General features: G+C 55.0%; 23 protein-coding genes. 8 read left to right on the forward strand and 15 right to left on the reverse strand.

Annotation, left to right across the window (positions count from 1 at the left end; genetic code table 11):
* Positions 1–16: 16 nt before the first annotated feature.
* The 11 genes from atpG to asnC all read right to left on the reverse strand — a co-directional run bounded on the left by atpG (position 17) and on the right by asnC (position 9671).
* Entirely contained in the window at positions 17–880 is an 864-nt protein-coding gene (gene atpG / locus HMPREF1024_RS10565) for a F0F1 ATP synthase subunit gamma (protein ID WP_004144996.1), read from the reverse strand.
* A 50-nt stretch (positions 881–930) separates the two neighbouring features.
* Positions 931–2472: a F0F1 ATP synthase subunit alpha gene (gene atpA, locus HMPREF1024_RS10560; protein ID WP_004144995.1), complete on the reverse strand. Its 1542-nt coding sequence runs from the start codon at positions 2470–2472 to the stop codon at positions 931–933.
* 12 nt (positions 2473–2484) lie between these two features.
* Entirely contained in the window at positions 2485–3018 is a 534-nt protein-coding gene (atpH, locus tag HMPREF1024_RS10555; RefSeq protein ID WP_004144994.1) for a F0F1 ATP synthase subunit delta, read from the reverse strand.
* Between the two features lie 14 nt (positions 3019–3032).
* Entirely contained in the window at positions 3033–3503 is a 471-nt protein-coding gene (gene atpF, locus HMPREF1024_RS10550) for a F0F1 ATP synthase subunit B (protein WP_004107293.1), read from the reverse strand.
* A 50-nt stretch (positions 3504–3553) separates the two neighbouring features.
* Positions 3554–3793 (reverse strand): F0F1 ATP synthase subunit C, encoded by a 240-nt coding sequence (gene atpE / locus HMPREF1024_RS10545; protein ID WP_000429386.1) that lies wholly within the window; start codon positions 3791–3793, stop codon positions 3554–3556.
* A 49-nt stretch (positions 3794–3842) separates the two neighbouring features.
* The gene (gene atpB / locus HMPREF1024_RS10540; protein ID WP_004173838.1) at positions 3843–4658 is read right to left on the reverse strand and encodes a F0F1 ATP synthase subunit A; all 816 of its coding nucleotides are present in this window, start codon (positions 4656–4658) and stop codon (positions 3843–3845) included.
* A 7-nt stretch (positions 4659–4665) separates the two neighbouring features.
* Positions 4666–5046, reverse strand: a complete 381-nt coding sequence (atpI, locus tag HMPREF1024_RS10535; protein WP_004144991.1) for a F0F1 ATP synthase subunit I — start codon at positions 5044–5046, stop codon at positions 4666–4668.
* A gap of 616 nt (positions 5047–5662) precedes the next feature.
* The gene (gene rsmG / locus HMPREF1024_RS10530; RefSeq protein WP_004151554.1) at positions 5663–6286 is read right to left on the reverse strand and encodes a 16S rRNA (guanine(527)-N(7))-methyltransferase RsmG; all 624 of its coding nucleotides are present in this window, start codon (positions 6284–6286) and stop codon (positions 5663–5665) included.
* 115 nt (positions 6287–6401) lie between these two features.
* Positions 6402–8291: a tRNA uridine-5-carboxymethylaminomethyl(34) synthesis enzyme MnmG gene (gene mnmG / locus HMPREF1024_RS10525; protein WP_004144989.1), complete on the reverse strand. Its 1890-nt coding sequence runs from the start codon at positions 8289–8291 to the stop codon at positions 6402–6404.
* Between the two features lie 381 nt (positions 8292–8672).
* Positions 8673–9113, reverse strand: a complete 441-nt coding sequence (gene mioC / locus HMPREF1024_RS10520) for an FMN-binding protein MioC (RefSeq protein ID WP_004144988.1) — start codon at positions 9111–9113, stop codon at positions 8673–8675.
* Positions 9114–9212: 99 nt separating this feature from the next.
* Positions 9213–9671 carry a transcriptional regulator AsnC gene (asnC, locus tag HMPREF1024_RS10515; protein WP_002882510.1) on the reverse strand — a complete coding sequence of 153 codons (459 nt, stop codon included), beginning with the start codon at positions 9669–9671 and terminating at the stop codon, positions 9213–9215.
* A gap of 151 nt (positions 9672–9822) precedes the next feature.
* On the opposite strand from asnC, the gene asnA reads away from it, so the two are divergent.
* Complete coding sequence (gene asnA / locus HMPREF1024_RS10510; protein WP_002882514.1) at positions 9823–10815, forward strand: aspartate--ammonia ligase; 993 nt, start codon at positions 9823–9825, stop codon at positions 10813–10815.
* Positions 10816–10818: 3 nt separating this feature from the next.
* Here asnA and viaA read toward each other — a convergent pair whose 3' ends face one another.
* Positions 10819–12267: an ATPase RavA stimulator ViaA gene (viaA, locus tag HMPREF1024_RS10505; protein WP_009308848.1), complete on the reverse strand. Its 1449-nt coding sequence runs from the start codon at positions 12265–12267 to the stop codon at positions 10819–10821.
* A complete protein-coding gene (gene ravA, locus HMPREF1024_RS10500) occupies positions 12264–13763 on the reverse strand; it encodes an ATPase RavA (RefSeq protein ID WP_004151555.1) in 1500 nt (499 codons plus the stop codon). Before ravA ends, viaA begins: the two co-directional genes overlap by 4 nt.
* A 217-nt stretch (positions 13764–13980) precedes the next feature.
* On the opposite strand from ravA, the gene kup reads away from it, so the two are divergent.
* The 7 genes from kup (at position 13981) to rbsR (ending at position 21887) form a co-directional block, all read left to right on the forward strand.
* Positions 13981–15849 (forward strand): low affinity potassium transporter Kup, encoded by a 1869-nt coding sequence (gene kup, locus HMPREF1024_RS10495; protein WP_002882520.1) that lies wholly within the window; start codon positions 13981–13983, stop codon positions 15847–15849.
* A gap of 185 nt (positions 15850–16034) precedes the next feature.
* Positions 16035–16454 carry a D-ribose pyranase gene (gene rbsD, locus HMPREF1024_RS10490; protein ID WP_009308849.1) on the forward strand — a complete coding sequence of 140 codons (420 nt, stop codon included), beginning with the start codon at positions 16035–16037 and terminating at the stop codon, positions 16452–16454.
* Positions 16455–16464: 10 nt separating this feature from the next.
* Entirely contained in the window at positions 16465–17970 is a 1506-nt protein-coding gene (gene rbsA, locus HMPREF1024_RS10485) for a ribose ABC transporter ATP-binding protein RbsA (protein ID WP_002882529.1), read from the forward strand.
* Positions 17971–17975: 5 nt separating this feature from the next.
* Positions 17976–18941 carry a ribose ABC transporter permease gene (gene rbsC / locus HMPREF1024_RS10480; protein ID WP_002882531.1) on the forward strand — a complete coding sequence of 322 codons (966 nt, stop codon included), beginning with the start codon at positions 17976–17978 and terminating at the stop codon, positions 18939–18941.
* 27 nt (positions 18942–18968) lie between these two features.
* The gene (gene rbsB / locus HMPREF1024_RS10475) at positions 18969–19859 is read left to right on the forward strand and encodes a ribose ABC transporter substrate-binding protein RbsB (protein ID WP_002882536.1); all 891 of its coding nucleotides are present in this window, start codon (positions 18969–18971) and stop codon (positions 19857–19859) included.
* Between the two features lie 99 nt (positions 19860–19958).
* Positions 19959–20891: a ribokinase gene (rbsK, locus tag HMPREF1024_RS10470; RefSeq protein ID WP_004173836.1), complete on the forward strand. Its 933-nt coding sequence runs from the start codon at positions 19959–19961 to the stop codon at positions 20889–20891.
* A gap of 3 nt (positions 20892–20894) precedes the next feature.
* Positions 20895–21887, forward strand: a complete 993-nt coding sequence (gene rbsR / locus HMPREF1024_RS10465) for a ribose operon transcriptional repressor RbsR (RefSeq protein ID WP_004187944.1) — start codon at positions 20895–20897, stop codon at positions 21885–21887.
* Here the strand turns inward: rbsR and mdtD are convergent.
* Positions 21884–23281, reverse strand: a complete 1398-nt coding sequence (mdtD, locus tag HMPREF1024_RS10460; RefSeq protein WP_002882539.1) for a multidrug transporter subunit MdtD — start codon at positions 23279–23281, stop codon at positions 21884–21886. The two genes, rbsR and mdtD, sit on opposite strands and share 4 nt — an antisense overlap.
* 12 nt (positions 23282–23293) lie before the next feature.
* Positions 23294–23995 carry a FadR/GntR family transcriptional regulator gene (locus HMPREF1024_RS10455; protein ID WP_002882540.1) on the reverse strand — a complete coding sequence of 234 codons (702 nt, stop codon included), beginning with the start codon at positions 23993–23995 and terminating at the stop codon, positions 23294–23296.
* Between the last annotated feature and the right edge of the window lie 409 nt (positions 23996–24404).

A 24404-nucleotide genomic window follows, 5' to 3' on the forward strand; every position in this document is an offset into this window, starting at 1 on the left:
CTACGAAATAACCTGGTTAAACCGCGGCGGCCCCCGAGACGATCTCGGTGAGTTCCTGAGTAATGCTGGCCTGACGAGCTTTGTTGTATACCAACTGCAGCTCTTTAATCAGGCTGCCGCCATTATCGGTCGCGGCTTTCATCGCCACCATACGGGCGGCCTGCTCGCTGGCCAGGTTTTCAACCACGCCCTGATAAACCTGAGATTCGACGTAGCGGCGCAGGAGGGTATCCAGCAGCGCTTTCGGATCGGGCTCATACAGGTAATCCCAGGATTTACGTTTCAGATCAGCATCTTCTGATGCCGGTAACGGCAGCAGCTGAGTGATCGTCGGAACCTGAGACATGGTGTTAATAAATTTGTTGCTGACAACGTACAGCTTGTCCAGACGGCCTTCATCATAGGCCTGCAACATCACTTTTACCGGGCCGATCAGTTCGGACAGGGATGGGTTATCCCCCATACCGGTCACCTGTGCAACCACGTTGCCGCCCACGGAGTTAAAGAAAGAAACGCCCTTAGAGCCGATCATTGCGAGGTCGCACTGAACGCCTTTATCGGACCATGCTTTCATTTCCGCCAGCAGTTTCTTGAACAGGTTAATGTTCAAGCCGCCGCACAGACCACGGTCGGTCGACACCACCAGGTAGCCCACGCGCTTAACGTCGCGTTCTTCCAGGTAAGGGTGCTTATATTCCAGATTACCGTTCGCAAGGTGACCAATCACTTTGCGCATAGTATCTGCGTAAGGACGGCTGGCCGCCATGCGCTCCTGCGATTTACGCATTTTGGAAGCGGCGACCATCTCCATCGCTTTAGTGATCTTTTGCGTGTTCTGGACGCTTGCGATCTTACTACGTATCTCTTTTGCGCCGGCCATGAGCTTCTCCTCAATGCCTTGCGGCCTGCCCTAAGACAGACCGCCAGACGTTACCAGGACTGGGTTGCTTTGAAGGAATCGAGGATGCCTTTCAGCTTGCCTTCGATTTCGTCGTTATAGCCACCGGACTGGTTAATCTCTTGCATCAGCGGAGCGTGATCACGGTCGACGTAAGCCAGCAGAGCGGCTTCGAAGCTACCGATTTTCGCCAGTTCTACATCAGCCAGGTAACCACGTTCTGCTGCGAACAGAACCAGAGACTGCTGCGCGACGGACATAGGCGCATACTGTTTCTGTTTCAGCAGCTCGGTCACTTTCTGACCGTGGTCCAGCTGTTTGCGGGTTGCATCGTCAAGGTCGGATGCAAACTGGGAGAACGCCGCCAGTTCACGATACTGCGCCAACGCGGTACGGATACCACCGGACAGTTTCTTCATGATCTTGGTCTGCGCTGCACCACCAACACGGGATACGGAGATACCCGGGTTAACCGCAGGACGAATACCGGCGTTAAACAGGTTGGTTTCCAGGAAGATCTGACCATCGGTAATAGAGATTACGTTGGTCGGAACGAATGCGGAAACGTCACCCGCCTGCGTTTCGATAATCGGCAGCGCGGTCAGAGAACCGGTTTTCCCTTTCACTTCACCTTTGGTGAAGGCTTCAACGTATTCGGCGTTAACACGCGCAGCACGCTCCAGCAGACGAGAGTGGAGGTAGAATACGTCGCCCGGGAACGCTTCACGTCCAGGCGGACGACGGAGCAGCAGGGAGATCTGGCGATAAGCAACAGCCTGTTTAGACAGATCATCGTAAACGATCAGCGCATCTTCACCGCGGTCGCGGAAGTATTCGCCCATTGCGCAACCAGCGTATGGCGCCAGGTATTGCAGTGCAGCAGATTCAGATGCAGTCGCTACCACTACGATGGTGTTAGCCAGCGCGCCGTGCTCTTCCAGTTTACGCACCACGTTAGAGATGGTGGACGCTTTCTGACCGATAGCGACATAGACGCACTTGATGCCGGAATCACGCTGGTTGATGATGGCATCGATAGCCAGCGCAGTTTTACCGGTCTGACGGTCGCCGATGATCAGTTCACGCTGACCACGACCGATTGGGATCATGGCGTCAACGGATTTGTAACCGGTCTGTACCGGCTGATCGACGGACTGACGTTCGATTACGCCCGGCGCGATCGCTTCAACGGCGGAGAAACCGTCGTTTTCCAGCGGACCTTTACCATCAATTGGCGCGCCCAGGGTGTTAACCACGCGGCCCAGCAGGCCACGGCCTACCGGAACTTCCAGGATACGGCCAGTACATTTCACCTTCATGCCTTCGGCGAGGTCAGCGTACGGACCCATTACCACCGCACCTACGGAGTCGCGCTCCAGGTTCAGTGCGATAGCGTAACGGTTACCCGGCAGGGAGATCATCTCGCCCTGCATACATTCGGCAAGGCCGTGGATGCGGATAACACCGTCACTTACAGAAACAATAGTACCTTCGTTATGAGCTTCGCTCACAACATTGAACTGAGCAATGCGCTGCTTGATCAGTTCGCTGATTTCGGTGGAATTCAGTTGCATGCTCCAGTCCCCTTAAGACTGCAAGACGTCTGCAAGGCGCTCAAGACGGCCGCGTACGCTGCCATCAATGACCATATCACCCGCACGGATGATAATACCTGCCATAACAGACTTATCGATTTTGCAATTCAGCTTAACTTTGCGTGACAGACGTTTTTCCATCGCGCTGACGATCCTGGCAAGCTGTTCATCACTCAGTTGGTTGGCAGATATTACTTCTACCTCTGCGATGGCCTCACTGGCCGCGCGCAGGTGAATGAATTGCTCAAGAACGTCCGGGAGCACCTTCAGACGATTATTTTCCGCCATCACCTTAATCAGGTTCTGGCCATTTTCGTCGAGTTGCTCGCCGCAGATAGCGATAAACGCTTCTGAGAGCGTTTCCGGCGCCAAAGCACCGGAGAGAAGCTCTGCCATTTGGTCGTTTTTGGTCACTTCGGCGGCAAACGCCAGCATATCCTGCCAGCGTTCAACACTGTTGTGTTCGACGGCAAAGTCAAAAGCTGCTTTGGCGTAGGGGCGAGCTACCGTTACAAATTCAGACATCAGCCCCTCCCTCCTTACAGTTCAGCGACAAGTTTATCCACGATGTCGCTGTTAGCAGCTTCATCCACGGAACGTTCGATGATCTTCTCGGCGCCAGCAACAGCCAGGATAGCGACCTGCTTACGCAGCTCCTCGCGTGCACGTTTACGCTCAGCATCAATTTCAGCCTGCGCTTGTGCAACGATTTTGGTGCGTTCCTGTTCTGCTTCAGCTTTAGCTTCGTCCAGAATCTGAGAGCGGCGCTTGTTCGCCTGCTCAATGATTACCTGGGCTTCCGCTTTCGCTTTTTTCAGCTGGTCGGTCGCGTTGGCCTGTGCAAGGTCCAAATCTTTCTTAGCGCGTTCTGCAGAAGCTAAACCGTCAGAAATCTCTTTCTGGCGTTTTTCGATGGCAGCCATTAAAGGCGGCCATACGTATTTCATGCAGAACCATACGAAGATAACAAACGCGATGGCCTGGCCGAGGATTGTTGCGTTCATGTTCACAGCACAATACCTCTTTAATTAACTCTGTGGCTTAGGTTTCTAACAACTTACTACGCGACGGCGAACATCACGTACAGACCCAGACCTACAGCGATCATCGGGATAGCATCCACCAGACCCATAACGATAAAGAACTGAGTACGCAGCAGAGGGATCAGATCCGGCTGACGCGCTGCGCCTTCCAGGAATTTACCTCCGAGGATGCCGATACCGATCGCAGCACCGATTGCCGCCAGACCCATCATCACAGCGGCAGCCATGTACAGCAGATCCATATTCAGGTTTTCCATGACAGTCTCCAGTTTGTTTCAGTTAAAACGTAGTAGTGTTGGTAAAAAATCAATGCTCTTCAGATGCCATCGACAGATAGACAATCGTCAGAACCATGAAGATGAAGGCTTGCAGCGTAATAATCAGGATGTGGAAAATGGCCCAAGGCACATTCAGAACCCACTGTGACCACCACGGCAACAGACCAGCAATCAGAATGAAAATCAGCTCACCGGCATACATGTTGCCGAACAGTCGCAGACCGAGAGAGACCGGTTTGGACAGCAGGCTTACCCCTTCAAGGATTAAGTTGACAGGAATGAACGCCCAGTGATTGAACGGCTGCATGGTCAGTTCTTTAACGAACCCACCAACGCCTTTCATTTTGATGCTGTAGAAAATAATCAGGATGAACACGCCAAGCGCCATCGACAGGGTGATGTTCACGTCGGCAGACGGAACCACGCGCAGTGCAGGCAGGCCGAGTATGTGCTCACCGATCCAAGGTAAGAAATCGATAGGCAAGAGGTCCATCAGGTTCATCAGGAAGACCCAGACGAACACGGTCAGCGCCAGCGGCGCGATAACCTTGCTCTTGCCATGGTACATGTCTTTGACGCTGCCATGGACGAAGCCGATGATCATTTCGATGAAGGTTTGGAATTTCCCTGGTACGCCGCTGGTCGCTTTCTTAGCAACGCTACGGAACATGGCAAGGAACAGCAGACCGAGAACCACCGAGAAGAACATGGAGTCAATGTTGAGCGTCCAGAAGGTGGCTGTGTGGTTGTGCGGATCCACCAGCGAGAATGTACGCAGGTCCAACTGAAGGTTGTTCAGATGGTGTCCTATGTAATCCTGCGGCGTCATATTTTCTGAAGCCATGATGCCTTTACCCTTTGTTGTTAATTACAGCTGGCGCCAGAACTTGTACCACCAGCACCAAAACCCACGTCACGATCAGTGGCAAAAATACCACTTTTAAAACGGCCAGCGCCACCGCCAGAAGGGCGAAGGTCAGCAACACCTTGAAGGCTTCACCGAAGGCGAAGGTCCAGGCCACACGGCCTTTTGCTGGTGTATGCGCCTGATGACGCCAGGCAAAAATTATAAACATCAGATTTGGCAAGACCACTGCCAAACCGCCGCATACAGCGGAAATGCCCCAGAAGGGGTCTTTGAGGCTGAACAGCAGTCCACTTGCCATTACTGCCAGTAACTGAATAAACAGAAGCTTGCGAGCAACGTTTCGACTCAAGAGCGACACTGACATCACGTTTTTACTCCTGCTCCCTTTGAGGTATGTCGCGTGTCGTATAAAACGTCCTTTAAGACGAAGAGTCAAGCATCAAAAAGCGGACAAATTATACGGTGACGCCCCGTGATTTCAAACAATAAGTAGCAAAATAGTGAATAAATGTTTAATTATTTTCCAACGGACAACTTTCCGTGCATTTCAGCGTTCTGTGAGCGGTCATACAAAACTGCAAATAACGAGGAAACACGGCAATTAAAGCGTGCATCAGATCACATAATAAACATTTCAAGCGCCCTTTAATGAATCAAGGACATAAAACACTATTTTTCATGCTTTTGATATTCAAGATAAAAAGTGAGGACATTATCTAAAACAACCTCACATACAATAAAAACCTTTTATTGACATTTATAATAAAAATTTAACATCACTATGCTGTTCATCATTGTCGATTTTTAGCACCCTGATATTTTCAAAGTTGACTATTTTGTCAGTGAATCACTTACGCTAAGTTAACTGCAAGAAAAGCCATAGTAAAAACAAGGTTAAATGCAGCCCGTTAATATCGGGGGACGTCCTTTATTTTTGTAACATGCGCGGGCCACATTTTTTCCACATTTTTTGATAAAAATTAACTCGATTTTGGCTTAATCACCACCAGGTGCCGCTCCCCTTCCAACCGAGGAACATGCAGCTCAATCACCTCGACAATGTCATACCCCTCCGGCAGACTTTCCATTTCTTCTTTTTGCGCTAACCCTTTGAGCGCATAGAAGTGACCATTCGCTGCCGGCAGATGATGGCACCAGCTCACCATATCATTAAGCGATGCGAAAGCGCGGCTTATCACGCCATCAAACGGCGGCTCGGCCGGGAAGGCTTCCACGCGGCTCTGCACCGGGGTGACGTTATCCAGCTTCAGCTCGTGCTGCACCTGACGCAGGAAGCGCACGCGCTTGCCAAGGCTGTCCAGCAGGGTGAAATGTGACTCCGGACATACGATGGCCAACGGGATCCCCGGCAACCCCGGGCCCGTACCAACATCGATAAAGCGCGAGCCCTGCAGATAAGGCGCCACGATGATGCTGTCGAGAATATGACGCACCAGCATCTCATTCGGATCGCGAACGGAGGTCAGGTTATAGGCTTTGTTCCACTTATCGAGCAGTCCGACGTAAGCCACCAGCTGATTTTTCTGGTGATCGGTGAGCGAAATACCCGCTTCATCCAGCAGACGAGAAAGTTTGTTGAGCACGGTAAGTACCTTCAAAAAATAATGAGCCCGGAGGCGCTAACGCTTACCGGGCTATGAATGATAAAGGCGAACGCTGATTATGCAACTGGGAAATCAGCGCGGCAGGCAGCCGCAATCAGGCGCTGCGGCGCAGCATCCCCTGCTTTTTCAGCCAAACCAGCAAAATAGAGATCGCCGCCGGGGTGATCCCGGAGATACGTGACGCCTGCCCTATCGACGACGGTTTATGGTCGTTCAGTTTGGCAATCACCTCGTTAGACAGCCCAGTGACCTGGCGGTAGTCGAGGGTCGCTGGCAGCAAGGTATTCTCATTGCGCTGTTGTTTCTCAATCTCATCCTGCTGGCGCGCGATATAGCCCTCATACTTCACCTGGATCTCTACCTGTTCAGCCGCCTGACGATCTTCCAGTCCCGGGGTGAATGGCGAGAGTTGAACCAGCTGTTCGTAGGTCATTTCCGGACGACGCAGCAGATCTTCGCCGCTGGCTTCACGCGACAACGGCGCGGTCAGGTGAGCGTTCACTTCGTTGGCGCTCTCTGCCTGCGGATTCACCCAGGTGGATTTCAGACGCTGGCGTTCACGTTCGATGCTTTCCAGCTTCTCGTTGTAGCGCGCCCAGCGTTCGTCATCTACCAGACCCAGCTCGCGCCCCTGTTCGGTCAAACGCAAATCGGCGTTGTCTTCGCGCAGCATCAGACGATATTCAGCGCGGGAAGTAAACATGCGGTATGGTTCTTTGGTACCCAGGGTGCAGAGGTCATCTACCAGCACGCCGAGGTAAGCCTGATCGCGGCGCGGCGCCCAGCCCTCTTTTTCCGCAGAGAAGCGGGCGGCGTTAAGTCCGGCCAGCAGCCCCTGAGCCGCCGCCTCTTCATAACCGGTGGTACCGTTGATTTGGCCGGCGAAGAACAGACCCTGAATAAATTTGCTCTCAAGCGTTGGCTTCAGATCGCGCGGGTCGAAGAAATCGTACTCAATAGCGTAGCCTGGACGGACGATCCGCGCATTCTCCATCCCCTGCATCGAGCGGACGATTTGCATTTGCACATCAAACGGTAGGCTGGTGGATATACCGTTCGGATAAATTTCGTTTGAGGTCAGTCCTTCCGGCTCGAGAAAGATCTGATGCTGGTTGCGATCGGCAAAGCGCATGACTTTGTCTTCGATCGACGGGCAATAGCGAGGTCCGATCCCTTCGATCACTCCGGCGTACATAGGACTGCGATCGAGGTTATTGCGGATCACATCGTGGGTTTTCTCGTTAGTGTGGGTGATATAGCACGGTACCTGGCGCGGATGCTGATCCGCGGATCCCATGAACGAGAAGACCGGCATCGGGTTATCGCCATGCTGCTGCGCCAGCACGCTGAAATCGATGGTGCGCGCGTCAATACGCGGCGGAGTACCGGTTTTCAGACGACTTACGCGCAGAGGCAATTCACGCAGACGACGAGACAGCGGGATAGACGGCGGATCGCCGGCGCGGCCGCCGCTGTAGTTGTCCAGACCAATATGGATTTTGCCGTCAAGGAAGGTCCCGACGGTCAGCACTACCGCTTTAGCGCGGAATTTGAGGCCCATCTGGGTGACGGCGCCCACGACGCGATCGTTTTCGACAATCAGATCTTCAACCGCCTGCTGGAAGATCATCAGGTTCGGCTGGTTCTCCAGCGCGGTACGTACTGCCTGACGATAAAGCACGCGGTCAGCCTGGGCGCGGGTGGCGCGCACTGCCGGTCCTTTGCTGGCGTTTAGTATCCTAAACTGAATACCCGCCTGATCGATCGCTTTGGCCATCAAACCGCCGAGCGCATCCACTTCTTTTACCAGGTGTCCTTTCCCAATGCCGCCAATCGCCGGGTTGCAACTCATTTGCCCCAGCGTGTCGATATTGTGTGTCAAAAGCAGGGTTTGTTGACCCATACGCGCTGCGGCCATTGCGGCCTCAGTGCCTGCATGACCCCCGCCAATGATAATGACGTCAAAAGGATCCTGATAAAACATGGTGGTCTGCCTCGCATAAAGCGGTATGAAAATGGATTGAAGCCCGGGCCGTGGATTCTACTCAACTTTCGTCTTTCGAGAAAGACTCCGGGATCCTGAGTATTAAAAAGAAGATCTTTATATAGAGATCTGTTCTATTGTGATCTCTTATTAGGATCGACTCTCTTTGTGGATAAGTCGGATCCGCGAAGTAAGATCAAAAGCTTAAGAAGGATCACTATCTGTGAATGATCGGTGATCCTGGTCCGTATAAGCTGGGATCAGAATGAAGGGTTATGCACAGCTCAAAAACCATACTACGGTTATTCTTTGGATAACTACCGGTTGATCCAAGCTTTTAAGCATGGTTATCCACAGAAGATCGGACGATCTTTACAATTCTCAGAGCAAATTTTTCCAGGATCCCAGCCAGATTTCCGCTGGATCCTCCGGAATTTCGTGTTCAAGGACGTTGATCTTCAGCGTCTCACCGATCTGTTTTGCCCCGCAGGCCTTCAGCGCCGCTTCTAATTTATCGATCGCGCCGCAAAAGGTGTCGTATTCGCGGCTGCCGATCCCTATAGCGCCAAAGCGCACGGCGGAAAGATCGGCCTGCTTCTCCTGCAGCGCGTCATAGAAGGGAACCAGGTTGTCGGGAATGTCGCCGGCGCCATGGGTGGAAGAGATAATTAACCAGATCCCTTGCGCCTGCAGATCGTCCACCAGCGGACCGTGCTGGATTTCAGTGCTATAGCCGGCTTCTTCCAGCTTTTCCGCCAGATGCTCTGCTACATATTCCGCACTGCCCAGGGTGCTGCCGCTGATAAGTGTAATGTCTGCCATAGATCGCCGATCGCCCGCTCAACTGTTCAGAGTGGCGTATTGTACGCTGTGAGCGAGCTGGGATCTACCTGTGGAAAAATGTGGGATTAAAAAAAGCGATCAGGGCTTGATGGTGCGCATGATCGGGTTCTGCAGCACGATCAGAGTTTCAGTGGACTGAATTTCATCGATTGTTTGGATCTTGTTGATAAGTACCTGCTGCAGAGCATCGATGGATTTACACATCACCTTAATAAAGATGCTGTAGTGGCCGGTGGTGTAGTAAGCCTCGGTGACCTCCTCCAGACTTTCCAGGCGGGCGAGGGCGGAGGGATAGTCTTTGGCGCTTTTTAAAATAATGCCGATGAAGCAACCGACGTCGTAGCCCAGCTGCTTGGGGCTGACGTCAATGCGCGCGCCGGTAATGATACCCGCCTGCTTCATCTTTTCGACGCGCACGTGAATGGTGCCCGGGCTGACGCTGAACTGTTTGGCCAGTTCGGCATAGGCGGTACGGGCGTTGGCCATCAGCGCATCAAGAATGCCGCGGTCCAGATTGTCGATCTGATAATTTTCCATATCTTTTTCTTATGAAGTTTGAGGGTTCTTACTATTTTAGCGCTATATTTTAATGAATTAAAAGTTGATGCGCCTTTTTATTGATTGATTATTGTATTGCCGCCCTGTTTTGTTGCTTAATCAATGGCAACAGGACGCAGGAGTCATAAAAATGAAAACCGCATATATCGCAAAACAACGCCAGATCAGTTTCGTTAAATCTCACTTTTCCCGTCAGCTGGAAGAGAAGCTTGGCCTGATTGAAGTCCAGGCGCCAATCTTAAGCCGCGTGGGCGATGGGACGCAGGATAACTTGTCCGGCTGCGAGAAAGCGGTTCAGGTAAAAGTGAAAACACTGCCCGACGCCCAGTTCGAAGTGGTTCATTCGCTGGCGAAGTGGAAGCGTCAAACCCTGGGACAACACGACTTCAGCGCGGGCGAAGGGCTGTACACGCACATGAAAGCCCTTCGCCCCGATGAAGACCGTCTGACGCCTATCCATTCCGTCTATGTTGACCAGTGGGACTGGGAGCGCGTGATGGGGGATGAAGAGCGTCACGTCGGCACCCTGAAGGCAACCGTCGAGGCGATCTACGCCGGGATCAAAGCCACCGAGCTGGCGGTCAGCCAGGAGTTTGGCCTGACGCCATTCCTGCCGGAACAGATCCATTTTGTTCACAGCCAGGAGCTGCTGAGCCGCTATCCGGAGCTTGATGCCAAAGGTCGTGAGCGGGCTATTGCCAAAGAGCTGGGCGCCGTCTTCTTAATTGGTATCGGCGGCAAACTAGCTGATGGCAAGCGCCACGACGTGCGTGCGCCGGATTATGATGACTGGAGTACTGAGGTTTCTGAAGGTTTTGCCGGCCTGAACGGCGATATCCTGGTGTGGAACCCGGTGCTGGAGGATGCGTTCGAGATCTCCTCGATGGGGATCCGCGTTGACGCCGAGGCGCTAAAGCGCCAGCTGGCGCTGACCGGCGATGAAGATCGCCTGAAACTGGAGTGGCACCAGGCGCTGCTGCGCGGCGAGATGCCGCAGACTATCGGCGGCGGCATTGGCCAGTCTCGTTTGACGATGCTGTTGCTGCAGCTTGACCATATTGGTCAGGTGCAGTGCGGCGTATGGCCAGCGCAGGTTCGCGAAAGCGTTTCCGCGCTGCTGTAACGATTAGCGCCGCCAGCGTCGCAGCAGGCGGCTACGCAGCCCGGTGTCAAAGCGCCAGATATGATCGAAGATGCGCATGATGCCGGGTTTGCCGTGAACCGACATCGCCACCGCGTGAAAACGGTGCTGATGCTTACGCTGTAACTCCCCCACTTGAGCAATCACCTCATCCGGCAACCGTTGGGCAATAAAGTCGGAGATCACCACGGCATCCGCATCCACCCACTGCGGGTTTTGCAAACGTTCAATAATGGCGCGAAAACAGCTGGCCAGATCGGTGCCGCCGCGAAAACGCTGGCTCAGGAAACGGATCGCCTGCTCCAGTCCGCTCTCGCTGGTCAACTCGTAATGCACCACTTCGCTGGAGAACAGCATAATGAAGCAGCGACGGTTATCGGCCAGCGCGATGCGCATCAGGGCCAGACAAAAGGCCTTAGCGCACTGTTCGTTAAAACCGCCCATCGATCCTGACGTATCGACGCAGACAATGAACGGCCCGCGCGGTTGCTCATCAAAATCCTGCCGCGTTACCGGGCGTTCGGTAATTTTCTCGCGCCAGGCATCGCCGTGTAGCCGGTAGGTGAGCAGCTGTTTCTCCACCAGCTTGCGATAAAATTCAAACTCCAGCTCCGTGATGCCAAGCGTCGCCAGCTCCGGCGGCAGCAGGCGTAGAATGTCGTCGCTCTGCTGGAGGCCGTCGACCTGTTCAGGCACCGTTGCCGGCTCGCGTACCAGGCTGCGGAAGGTTTCCATCGGCGCATCTTTCTTCGGCACGGATTTCGCTTCCCTTGAACGCCCCAGCTGTTCCGCCAGTTGCAGTAGCTCCGGTTGCTGGTTAAGAAAATCGCCATAGCGCACGATCAGCTGGTAGTCGCCTCGTTTTAGTTCGCCGGCGCTCATATCCCACAGGCGTCCGGCGGCGGTATCATTTTCCGCCAGCACCGGATCGAGCTGACCGCTGAGCGTCATTCGTTCCTGGACCTCACTGAGCAACTGGTCGCGCTCCTCGTCCAGCAGCTGCTGGTTAAGGCTGGTGGCTTGCACCACCAGGCTCAGGCGCCAGCGCTGTAAAAACAGCGTATGCAGCGCCGGGGTAAAGGTGGCATTGTCATCCACCAGCTTCTGCGCCTGGGCGGAAAAAGGGGACTGGAGCTGGTGCAGTTTGCCGAGAATTTGCGGGAGCTGGACGATAAACTGCGAGGTAGAGAGCAGCTGAGCCTGCTGATAGGTTTGCACTTCGGCGTCCAGATCCGGCGGGATGTTAACTTCTTTTAAGCGGGCGCGAACGGCTTCCCGCCAGCGCGGAATATCCGCCGCGATGATGTTTTTCAGGCGGGGAAATTTTTCAAAGAACACCGCCAGCTGAGGAGAGGCCAACAGCGCCAGCAGCATCTCCTCGATCATTCCCTCTTCGCTGACTGCCAGCATGACATTCAGCATATCGAGCGTCATGGCTGCTTCGCCTGTTTAATCTGCGCGCCGACGTCCTGCAGGCTGGCTTCGATTCTTCCCAGCCATTCGACCGGGATAAACAGGCACTTTTGCTGCTCGCTGAAGCGGTTGTGTTGCTGGTGCCACTCATCATCCAGCGCTTCCAGCTGCTGGCGAATTTCCGCCGGCATATTCTCCTGCGCTGCGCTGCCGGGCAGCGCGAGGCGTGAGCCCTGCAGGCTCACATCGCGGACGACCAGATGCTGGCTGGTGTCGACATCCATATTGAGTAGTTGGGCAAAGCCGATCCCGTTGAGCTTACCGCGGATCTCGCCGCCCTTTTCCAGCCAGTTGGCTAACGCCTCGCGTTCAAAAGTAATGTGGATCACTTCCATATCGTGAAGTTTGAGCGGCTGCTGCAGCAGCAGCGTCAGGGTGGTCCCCTGGATCTCAGCCGGCAGTTCATAGTGCGGTTTGCGGCTAAACATCCCGCCAAGGCGGGTGACCTTCAGCGCCGTTTTGTCGCTTTGCTGTTGTTGGATCTGAATGCGTCGCTGCACAATCGCCCCCAACCGCGTCAGCATCGCCTGCTGTTGCCAGGCGTGACAGGTCATGAGCGTTTCCAGCTGCTGCGACATCAGGTTCATACTTTCGACATTGTGCCACAGACAATCTTTCAGCAGGATAAGGTCAATCGGCGCGATGCTGTCGCGGCCGCTGAAGAAGGCGCTGGCCTGCAGCAGGCGAATAGCCTTTTTCCAGCGGCGATCCGAGACGTAGGGGGCATTTGGCAGGGCGTCCAGCTGCTGGCGGAGCTGGAATATCAGCTCAAACACCGCGTCCGGCAGTTTAATATTGCCGATCTGCTGCTGCCATTGGGTAAATTCCTCGTCGCTCACCTGCAGCGCGCTGGGCACTGGATTGCTGTTTTCATCCTGCTGGCTGACCAGCATCGAACGGAAATTACCTTTATCCTGCACTTTATCAAGCCATAGACGGATCAGCATTCGGTCATACAGCGCTTCCAGGCTGCTGTCGGCTTCCGGGAGTTCGTTCGACGCGGCCACCAGCAGGCGCATTGGGATTTTCTCTTCATGCGCGCCATTGCGGAAGTGACGTTCGTTAATCGCCGTCAGTAGGGTGTTGAGGATAGCCGGACCTGCTTTCCATATTTCATCGAGAAACACGATTTCCGCTTCCGGCAGGTAGCCGGCGGTTAAACGTTCGTAACGGCCTTCATCTTTCAGCGCCTGAATGGACAGTGGCCCAAATACCTCTTCCGGGGTGGAGAAGCGGGTCATCAGGTATTCAAAAGCGCGCGCCTGCTGGAAGGCGAATTTGAGGCGGCGGGCAATCAGGCTTTTGGCGATCCCCGGTGGACCAAGCAAAAAAACGCTCTCGCCGCTGAGCGCCGCCAGCAGGCAGAGGCGTATCGCGTGGCTGCGTTCAAAGAGTCCTTTTTCGAGTGCCGCGCTGAGCCGGGAAATTCTTTCAGCCAGTAAATGTGTTTGAGCCATAATTGAGTTGCGTGCTTTGTCATGTATCGTTATTGGGACGAGTATAGATGTCAGAGCCGGGGCGGTAATAGCCTGAAGAATCGATTTATTTTTTTTGAGCCAGGTTAATATGGTGTCTGTTAGGGGTACGATTTCACAAATAATCGTGCATACTGTGCGCTTTTTGTGGGCCAAGGGACTAGGCACACATTTGTTTTATAAACGAAAAGACTAGTCTATGAGCACTGATAATAAACAATCGTTGCCGGCGTTAACGCTGGCGGCCATCGGCGTGGTGTACGGCGATATCGGTACCAGTCCACTGTATACCCTGCGCGAATGCCTGTCAGGTCAGTTTGGCTTTGGCGTAGAGCGCGATGCCGTTTTTGGCTTTTTGTCGCTGATTTTCTGGCTGTTAATCTTTACCGTATCGATTAAATACATCACCTTCGTGATGCGGGCGGATAACGCCGGGGAAGGCGGGATCTTAACGCTGATGTCGCTGGCCGGACGTAATACTTCGGCCAGAATGACCTCCGTGCTGGTGATCCTCGGCCTTATCGGCGGCAGTTTCTTCTATGGCGAAGTGGTGATTACCCCGGCGATTTCGGTAATGTCGGCGATAGAGGGGTTAGAAATTATCGCCCCGCAGCTGGATACCTGGATTGTCCCTATCTCCATTATCGTGCTCACCCTGCTGTTTGTGATCCAGAAGCACGGGACTGGCATGGTCGGCAAGCTGTTTGCGCCGATTATGCTGATCTGGTTCCTGTTGCTGGCGGTGCTGGGCGCGCGAAGCATTTACGCTAATCCGGAAGTTCTGCAGGCGCTGAACCCCTACTGGGCTGTGCACTTCTTCCTGCAATACAAGACCGTTTCCTTTATTGCGCTTGGCGCGGTGGTGCTGTCGATTACCGGGGTGGAAGCGCTGTACGCCGATATGGGCCATTTCGGCAAACTGCCGATCCGCGTTGCCTGGTTCTCCGTCGTGCTGCCCTCGTTGGTGCTGAACTATTTTGGCCAGGGCGCGCTGCTGCTGAAGCACCCGGAAGCGATTAAAAACCCGTTCTTCCTGCTGGCGCCTGAGTGGGCGCTGATCCCGATGCTGATTATCGCCACGCTGGCGACGGTTATCGCCTCCCAGGCAGTGATTTCCGGGGTCTTCTCCCTGACCCGTCAGGCAGTGCGTCTGGGCTATCTGTCGCCGATGCGCATTATCCATACCTCGGAAATGGAGTCCGGGCAGATTTACATTCCGTTCATTAACTGGCTGCTGTACGTTTCTGTGGTCATCGTTATCGTCAGCTTTGAGCATTCGTCTAACCTGGCGGCGGCGTATGGTATCGCCGTAACGGGCACCATGGTGCTGACCTCCATTCTGTCGGCGACCGTGGCACGCAAAAACTGGCACTGGAACAAGCTGTTTGTCGGTCTGATGCTGGTGGCCTTCCTGTGCATTGATATTCCGCTGTTCTCGGCGAACCTCGATAAGATTGTCTCCGGCGGCTGGCTACCGTTGTCCCTGGGGATGGTGATGTTTACGGTGATGACGACCTGGAAGAGCGAGCGTTTCCGCCTGCTGCGCCGGATGCACGAGCATGGCAACTCGCTGGAAGCGATGATCTCTTCGCTGGAGAAGTCACCGCCAGTGCGTGTGCCGGGTACTGCGGTGTATATGTCCCGCGCCCTGAACGTGATCCCGTTTGCCCTGCTGCATAACCTGAAGCACAACAAGGTGCTGCATGAGCGAGTGATCCTCCTGACCCTGCGTACCGAAGATGCGCCTTACGTGCATAACGTTCGCCGGGTGCAGATTGAGCAGCTGTCACCGTCCTTCTGGCGGGTGGTGGCCAGCTACGGCTGGCGGGAAACGCCTAATGTTGAAGAGGTGTTCCACCGCTGTGGCCTGGAAGGACTCAGCTGCCGGATGATGGAGACCTCGTTCTTTATGTCGCATGAGTCGCTGATTATCGGCAAACGGCCATGGTATCTGCGCCTGCGCGGCAAGCTTTATCTGCTGCTGCAGCGTAACGCCCTGCGGGCGCCGGATCAGTTTGAGATCCCGCCAAACCGGGTTATCGAGCTCGGTACCCAGGTCGAAATCTGATGTCAAAAAAGCCCTTCCATTGCGAAGGGCTTTTTGTTTCTCACTCCGGTTGTTATGTCCTGTCGCTGCCTCGCGAAACGTTTCGATGGCGATCACATTTCTCTCTTCTGGTGATGGTTTTCTGCTCACGCATTGATAATAATTATTTTAGCGAAACGTTTCGCTAGTGGAGCAAAAGAGAAAAAATGAAAAAAGGCACCGTACTTAACGCTGATATTTCCGCGGTCATTTCCCGCCTGGGCCACACCGATACGCTGGTGGTCTGCGATGCCGGATTACCGGTTCCCCGCAGCAGCACGCGCATTGATATGGCGCTGACTCAGGGCGTACCTTCATTTATGCAGGTGCTGGAAGTGGTGACGACGGAAATGCAGGTTGAAGCGGCTGTCATCGCGGAAGAGATTAAAACCCATAATCCGCAACTCCACGCGACGTTGCTCACTCACCTCGAGCAGCTGCAGCAGCACCAGGGAACTACCATTGAAATTCGTTACACCAGCCATGAGCAGTTCAAAAAACAAACCGCAGACAGTCAGGCGGTAATTCGCAGCGGGGAGTGTTCCCCGTTTGCGAATATCATTCTCTGTGCCGGCGTCACGTTCTGAGGTCGCCGTCATGGAAGCCTTATTGCAACTGAAAGGGATCGACAAAGCGTTCCCTGGCGTCAAGGCGCTCTCCGGCGCGGCGCTGAATGTCTATGCCGGCCGGGTGATGGCGCTGGTAGGGGAAAATGGCGCCGGCAAGTCCACTATGATGAAGGTGTTGACCGGGATCTACACCCGTGATGCCGGCTCTTTGCTGTGGTTAGGCAAAGAGACGACCTTTAACGGCCCAAAATCCTCCCAGGAAGCCGGGATCGGCATTATCCATCAGGAACTGAACCTGATCCCTCAGTTGACGATCGCCGAGAACATCTTCCTTGGCCGCGAGTTCGTTAACCGTTTTGGCAAAATCGACTGGAAGCAGATGTATGCCGAAGCCGACAAGCTGTTGGCAAAGCTGAATCTCCGCTTTACCAGCCAGAAACTGGTGGGCGATCTATCGATTGGCGATCAGCAAATGGTGGAGATCGCCAAAGTGCTGAGCTTCGAATCGAAAGTCATCATTATGGATGAACCGACCGATGCGCTGACCGATACCGAAACCGAATCGCTGTTCCGCGTCATCCGCGAACTGAAGTCGCAGGGGCGCGGTATCGTCTATATCTCCCACCGTATGAAAGAGATCTTCGAGATTTGCGACGACGTGACGGTCTTTCGTGACGGGCAGTTTATCGCCGAGCGCGAGGTCTCGTCGCTGGATGAGGACCGACTTATCGAGATGATGGTCGGCCGTAAGCTGGAAGACCAATATCCCCACCTCGATAAGGCGCCCGGCGCGGTGCGCCTGAAGGTCGACAACCTCTGCGGCCCGGGGGTGGATAACGTGACCTTTACCCTGCGCCAGGGGGAGATCCTCGGCGTTGCCGGGCTGATGGGCGCCGGGCGGACCGAACTGATGAAAGTGCTGTACGGCGCGCTGCCGCGCAGCAGCGGTTCCGTGACGCTCGATGGCCGCGAAGTGGTGACCCGTTCGCCGCAGGATGGTCTGGCGAACGGCATTGTCTATATCTCCGAAGACCGTAAGCGCGATGGTCTGGTTCTCGGGATGTCGGTAAAAGAAAACATGTCCCTGACGGCGTTGCGCTATTTCAGCCGGGCGGGCGGTAGTCTTAAGCATAAAGATGAACAGCAGGCGGTAAGTGATTTCATCCGCCTGTTTAACGTGAAAACGCCGTCCATGGAGCAGGCGATCGGCCTGCTCTCCGGCGGCAACCAGCAAAAGGTCGCCATCGCCCGCGGGCTGATGACCCGGCCGAAGGTGCTGATCCTCGATGAACCGACCCGCGGCGTCGACGTCGGGGCGAAGAAAGAGATCTACCAGCTCATCAACCAGTTCAAAGCCGACGGCCTGAGCATCATTCTGGTCTCCTCCGAGATGCCGGAAGTGTTGGGCATGAGCGATCGCATCATAGTGATGCATGAAGGGCATCTCGGCGGTGAATTCACACGCGAGCAGGCCACCCAGGAAGTATTGATGGCTGCCGCTGTGGGCAAGCTTAACCGTGTGAATCAGGAGTAAGAAAGATGACAACCCAGGCTGTTTCTGGTCGCCGCTATTTCACAAAAGCGTGGCTGATGGAGCAAAAATCGCTGATTGCCCTGCTGGTGCTGATCGCGGTGGTATCGACCATGAGCCCCAACTTTTTTACCGTCAATAACCTGTTCAATATTCTGCAGCAAACCTCCGTTAACGCCATTATGGCGGTAGGGATGACGCTGGTCATACTGACCTCGGGGATCGATCTGTCCGTCGGCTCCCTGCTGGCGCTCACCGGTGCGGTGGCAGCGTCAATCGTTGGCATTGAGGTTAATGCGCTGGTGGCGGTCGCGGCTGCCCTCGCATTAGGTGCGGCGATCGGCGCAGTCACCGGGGTGATTGTAGCGAGAGGCCGCGTGCAGGCCTTCATCGCCACCCTGGTGATGATGCTGCTGCTGCGCGGCGTAACCATGGTGTACACCAACGGCAGCCCGATCAATACCGGCTTTAGCGATAATGCCGATCTGTTCGGCTGGTTTGGCATCGGGCGTCCGCTGGGGATCCCGACGCCGGTATGGATCATGGCGATTGTCTTCCTGGCGGCCTGGTACATGCTGCACCATACTCGCCTGGGCCGTTATATTTATGCCCTGGGCGGTAATGAAGCGGCGACGCGTCTGTCCGGGATTAGCGTCAATAAAGTTAAAATTATCGTTTACGCCTTGTGCGGAATGCTGGCTTCGCTGGCCGGGATCATCGAAGTGGCGCGTCTCTCCTCCGCGCAGCCGACAGCGGGGACGGGCTATGAGCTGGACGCCATTGCGGCGGTGGTGCTCGGCGGCACCAGCCTCGCTGGTGGCAAAGGACGCATTGTCGGCACGCTGATTGGTGCGCTGATCCTTGGCTTCCTGAATAATGGTCTTAATCTTTTAGGCGTTTCTTCCTATTACCAGATGATCGTTAAAGCGGTGGTGATTTTGCTGGCGGTACTGGTAGATAACAAAAAGCAGTAACTGAGAACTCTACAGGACATCTTAACTATGAATATGAAAAAACTGGCGACCCTGGTCTCTGCTGTTGCGCTAAGTGCGACCGTTAGCGCGAACGCGATGGCCAAAGACACCATCGCTCTGGTTATCTCTACCCTCAACAACCCGTTCTTCGTGTCGCTGAAAGACGGCGCGCAAAAAGAAGCTGACAAGCTGGGCTACAACCTGGTGGTGCTGGATTCCCAGAACAACCCGGCGAAAGAGCTGGCGAACGTCCAGGATTTAACGGTGCGCGGTACCAAGCTGCTGCTGATCAACCCCACCGACTCTGATGCCGTCGGCAACGCCGTGAAGATGGCGAACCAGGCGAAAATCCCGGTCATCACTCTCGACCGTCAGGCGACAAAAGGCGATGTTGTGAGCCATATCGCCTCTGACAACGTGCAGGGTGGGAAAATGGCTGGCGATTACATCGCGAAAAAAGTGGGTGAAAGTGCAAAAGTCATTGAGCTGCAGGGCATTGCCGGAACTTCTGCGGCGCGCGAGCGTGGCGAAGGCTTTAAACAGGCCGTGGCGGCGCACAAATTCAACGTCCTGGCCAGCCAGCCGGCCGATTTCGACCGCACCAAAGGCCTGAACGTGATGCAGAACCTGCTGACCGCACATCCTGACGTCCAGGCTGTGTTCGCGCAAAATGATGAAATGGCGCTGGGCGCCCTGCGCGCGCTGCAGACCGCAGGCAAGTCCGATGTGATGGTGGTTGGATTTGACGGCACTCCGGATGGCGAAAAAGCAGTAAACAGTGGCAAACTGGCGGCGACCGTCGCACAGTTGCCGGAGCAGATCGGCGCGAAAGGCGTTGAGACTGCTGATAAGGTACTGAAGGGCGAAAAAGTGGAAGCTAACTACCCGGTTGAGCTGAAGCTGGTCGTTAAGCAGTAATATGCGATTCGGACTGGCAACGGTCCGAGGGACAATATAAAAAAGAAAAGCAGGGCATGCGCCACCGGATCCCGGTGGCGCGCTTTCCCGGGAACAGAAATGATGAAAACTGCAGGCAAACTTGTCGTCCTTGGCAGTATCAATGCCGATCACATTCTTAACCTTGACGCTTTCCCGACGCCGGGCGAAACCGTCACCGGCCACCATTATCAGGTGGCGTTCGGTGGAAAAGGGGCCAACCAGGCGGTGGCCGCCGGGCGCAGCGGAGCGGATATCGCGTTTATCGCCTGCACCGGCGATGACGATATCGGTGAACGCATCCGTCGTCAGCTGGCGAGCGATAAAATCGACGTGGCGCCCGTGCGCGCGGTTGCCGGGGAAGCGACCGGGGTGGCATTAATTTTCGTTAACGCCGAAGGTGAGAATGTCATCGGTATTCATGCCGGCGCCAATGCGGCGCTTTCCGTCTCCCAGGTTGAGGCGGAAAAAGAGCGTATCGCCAGCGCACAGGCGTTGTTGATGCAGCTGGAGTCGCCGCTGGAGAGCGTCATAGCGGCGGCGAAAATCGCCCATCACCATCACACCACCGTGGTGCTGAACCCCGCGCCAGCGCGTGAGCTACCGGATGAACTGCTGGCGCTGGTGGATATTATTACCCCTAACGAAACCGAAGCGGAAAAGCTGACCGGTATTCGCGTTGAGAGTGACGAAGATGCGGCAAAAGCCGCCAACGTGCTGCATGCCAAAGGCATTGGTACGGTGATGATCACCCTCGGCAGCCGCGGCGTCTGGCTCAGTGCCGAAGGCGAAAGCCGCCGGATCCCTGGGTTTCGCGTACAGGCCATTGATACTATCGCGGCCGGTGATACCTTTAACGGCGCGCTGGTGACCGCACTGCTGGAAGGGACCGCCCTGCCGGAGGCGATTCGCTTTGCGCATGCCGCAGCGGCGATCGCCGTAACCCGCAAAGGCGCTCAGCCGTCCGTGCCTTGGCGCACAGAGATCGATGAATTTTTAGCGCAACAGGGGTAATGCTTGGCTACGATGAAAGATGTGGCCCGCATCGCGGGCGTTTCCACATCGACGGTGTCACACGTCATCAATAAGGACCGCTTTGTCAGCGAGGCGATTACCGCCAAAGTTGACGCTGCGATCAAAAGCCTCAACTACGCCCCCTCTGCGCTGGCGCGTAGCCTCAAGCTCAATCAAACCCGTACCATCGGCATGCTGATCACCGCCAGTACCAATCCGTTTTATTCGGAGCTGGTGCGGGGCGTGGAGCGTAGCTGCTTTGAGCGGGGTTATAGCCTCGTGCTCTGCAATACCGAAGGTGATGAGCAGCGAATGAATCGTAATCTGGAGACGCTAATGCAAAAACGCGTCGATGGATTACTCCTGCTGTGCACGGAGACTCATCAGCCCTCCCCGGAAATCATGCAGCGCTATCCGTCGGTACCGACGGTTATGATGGACTGGGCCCCCTTTGATGGCGATAGCGATCTGATTCAGGATAACTCGCTGCTCGGCGGCGATATGGCGACCCAGTATCTGATTGACCAGGGGCATTCACGCATTGCCTGTATTGCCGGCCCGCTGGATAAAACCCCGGCGCGCCTGCGTCTTGAAGGCTATCATGCCGCGATGGCGCGCTGCGGCCTGCCGGTTGCCGAAGGATATGTGGTGACCAGTGATTTTGAGTTTGGCGGCGGGTTTAGCGCGATGCAGCAGCTGCTGGCGTTGCCGCAGCGTCCGCAGGCGGTGTTTGTCGGTAACGATGCGATGGCGGTTGGCGCTTATCAGGCGTTATACCAGGCCGGGCTGCAGATTCCGCAGGATATGGCGCTGGTGGGCTACGATGATATTGAGCTGGCACGTTATATGACGCCGCCATTGACCACCATTCACCAGCCAAAGGATGAGCTGGGGGAACTGGCCATCGACGTACTGATCCATCGCATGGCCGATCCGCAGCAAAAACAGCAGCGCGTTCAGTTAACGCCGGAGCTGGTGGTGCGCGGTTCCGCTTAGCGTTTATGCCGCTCGCTAATCAGGTTGCGGCCATCCTTCGCTCTTAACAGCATAAACATCAGCGCCGATATAATGGTTATCACGCCCATGGTTATAAAGGTGTAGTGAAACTGCTGTACCGTGCTTGCATTATCAAAACCTTCATAGAAGCGTAGCACCGCAGCGCTGATGGCCACCCCGAGACTAATTGAAAGCTGCTGGGTGACGGCCAGCAGGCTGTTGCCGCTGCTGGCATTATCATCGGTCAGATCGGCCAGGGTAATGGTATTCATGGCGGTAAACTGCGTGGACATCGCCATCCCCAGCACGAACAGCGGCAGAAGAAGCATCCACAGCGGCATCTCTGGCGACTGCAGCGAGAACTGGGCGATCATAAGGCCAATAAACACGGTGATCCCCACCAGGGTCTTACGATAGCCAAACCAGCGCAGCACCTGGGTAACGGTGGATTTCGCAATAATCGAGCCGATAGCGGTGGGGGCGATCATACAGCCGGCGATAATGGCCGGATAGCCGAAACCAACCTGTAGCATCAGCGGCATCAGAAACGGTACGCAGCCGGTACCCAACCGCGTGGCGAGGTTGCCGGCAATGCCGACCGAGAACGTATGGGTCTTAAATAAAGAGAGCGAGATAAGCGGCGTCGGATGGCGACGCGCGTGACGCACATAGGCCACGAGCAGTAACAGACTGACGGCAATCACGGCCAGCGCCTGCCATGTCGCCACGATTTTTTCCCCAAACAGTTCAATACCGCTGGAAAATAACACCAGACTTAAGCCAAATAACAGAAAACCGCCTATATCGAAGCGTCGGCGCGGCGTTGTGAAATTTGGCATGTATTTACGGGCGTACAGAATGCCAATTACGCCGATCGGAATGTTTATCAGGAAAATCCAATGCCAGCTGGCCCAGGTCACAAATACCCCGCCGAGTACCGGGCCCAGAATCGGCCCCACCAATCCCGGCATGGTGACAAAGTTCAGGACCGGCAACAGTTCGCTGCGGGGGTAGGCACGCAGCAGGGCCAGCCTCGCCACCGGCATCATCATCGCCCCACCGATCCCCTGAATTACGCGAAAAATGACCAGTTCCGTTAAGGAACTGGAGAGGGCGCAGGCGAGGGAACCGAGGGTGAACAGGCTAACGGCGATGATAAAGACCCGGCGCGTGCCGAAGCGATCGGCCAGCCAGCCGCTGACCGGGATCAGCATCGCCACCGTCAGCGTATAGCTGATAATGGCCGACTGCATCGCTAAGGGAGAACGATTAAGACTGTGGGCGATAGCCGGGAGGGCGGTGTTAAGAATGGTGGCATCCAGCGCCTGCATAAAGAAGGCCATCGCCGCGATCCACGGCAGGCCAGCCATGCTGCGCCCTTTTTTTCCGCTCATGCCAAATCCTTGTTATTGATTTACGTGGTGTGGGGCGTTCAACAATGCCTGGCAGGCGAGCAACGCCCCCGGCGCATCACTGTTAAGAATGGCATCGACAATCGCCTGGTGGAGATCGAGCTTCACCACTTCATTTTGCGTAATCGACGTGAAGTAGGTGTGGTAGACCGAATGAAACAGCGAGGCGAAAGAGCTGAGGAAAGGATTACCGCTCATTTCATAGATATGTTCATGCCAGGCCATATCGACTTCTATCCAGCGTTCGCGCTGAAAATGGCGTTTCAGAGCAATCATCTCTTCCATTAATGTATTGAGCTGTGCTTTTTGCCCGGCGGTGCCGTTGGCGGCGGCGAGAAAGCAGGCCTGTGGCTCCAGGCTGCTGCGCATGACGAGAAAGTGGCTTACCACCTCTTCGAAGTTATCTTCTGTTAGCCACCAGGAGAGCAGTTCCTTATCAAGGAAATTCCAGCTGCTGCGCGGCATCACCCGGGTGCCAATGCGAGGGCGGGGCAGCAGCATGCCTTTTGCAGTAAGCGTCTTCACCGCTTCGCGGACGGCGGTACGGCTTACGCCGAACTGCTCCCCCAACTCCATTTCGCCGGGAAGAATGCTTTCCGGCTGATATTCGCCAGTCAGTATTTTTTGGGCGAGCTTTTCGGCCAGTACCCAGGAAATGTTCTTTTGTGCCGCCAGTTGCTGTGCGCTTAAAGACATAAATGCCGTTCCTTTCTTTCCTCTACTCTAACAGTATGCCACCAGGCGCCCCGTTTCGTCGGTTAAAACGGCAAAACGGCGGTTTTTTGCGACATTCCTCGCCGCATTGTTGAAAAAAGAGACGGTTGAAAACTTTTTTTGCATTTCCCCTTGTCACCTCAGAATTACTCCCTATAATGCGCCTCCACTGACACGGAACAACGGCAAACAAGCCGCCGGGTCAGCGGGGTTCCGGTGAGAACCTCGCAGAGAAAAGCAAAAATAAATGCTTGACTCTGCAGCGGGAAGGCGTAATATGCACACCCCGCGCCGCAGCGAAAACGAAGCGGCACTGCTCTTTAACAATTTATCAGACAATCTGTGTGGGCACTCAAAGTGACATGGATTCTTAACGTCCTCGGACGAAAAA

It is taken from the genome of Klebsiella sp. 4_1_44FAA, assembly GCF_000238715.1.
GTDB classification, from domain to species: Bacteria; Pseudomonadota; Gammaproteobacteria; order Enterobacterales; family Enterobacteriaceae; genus Klebsiella; species Klebsiella pneumoniae.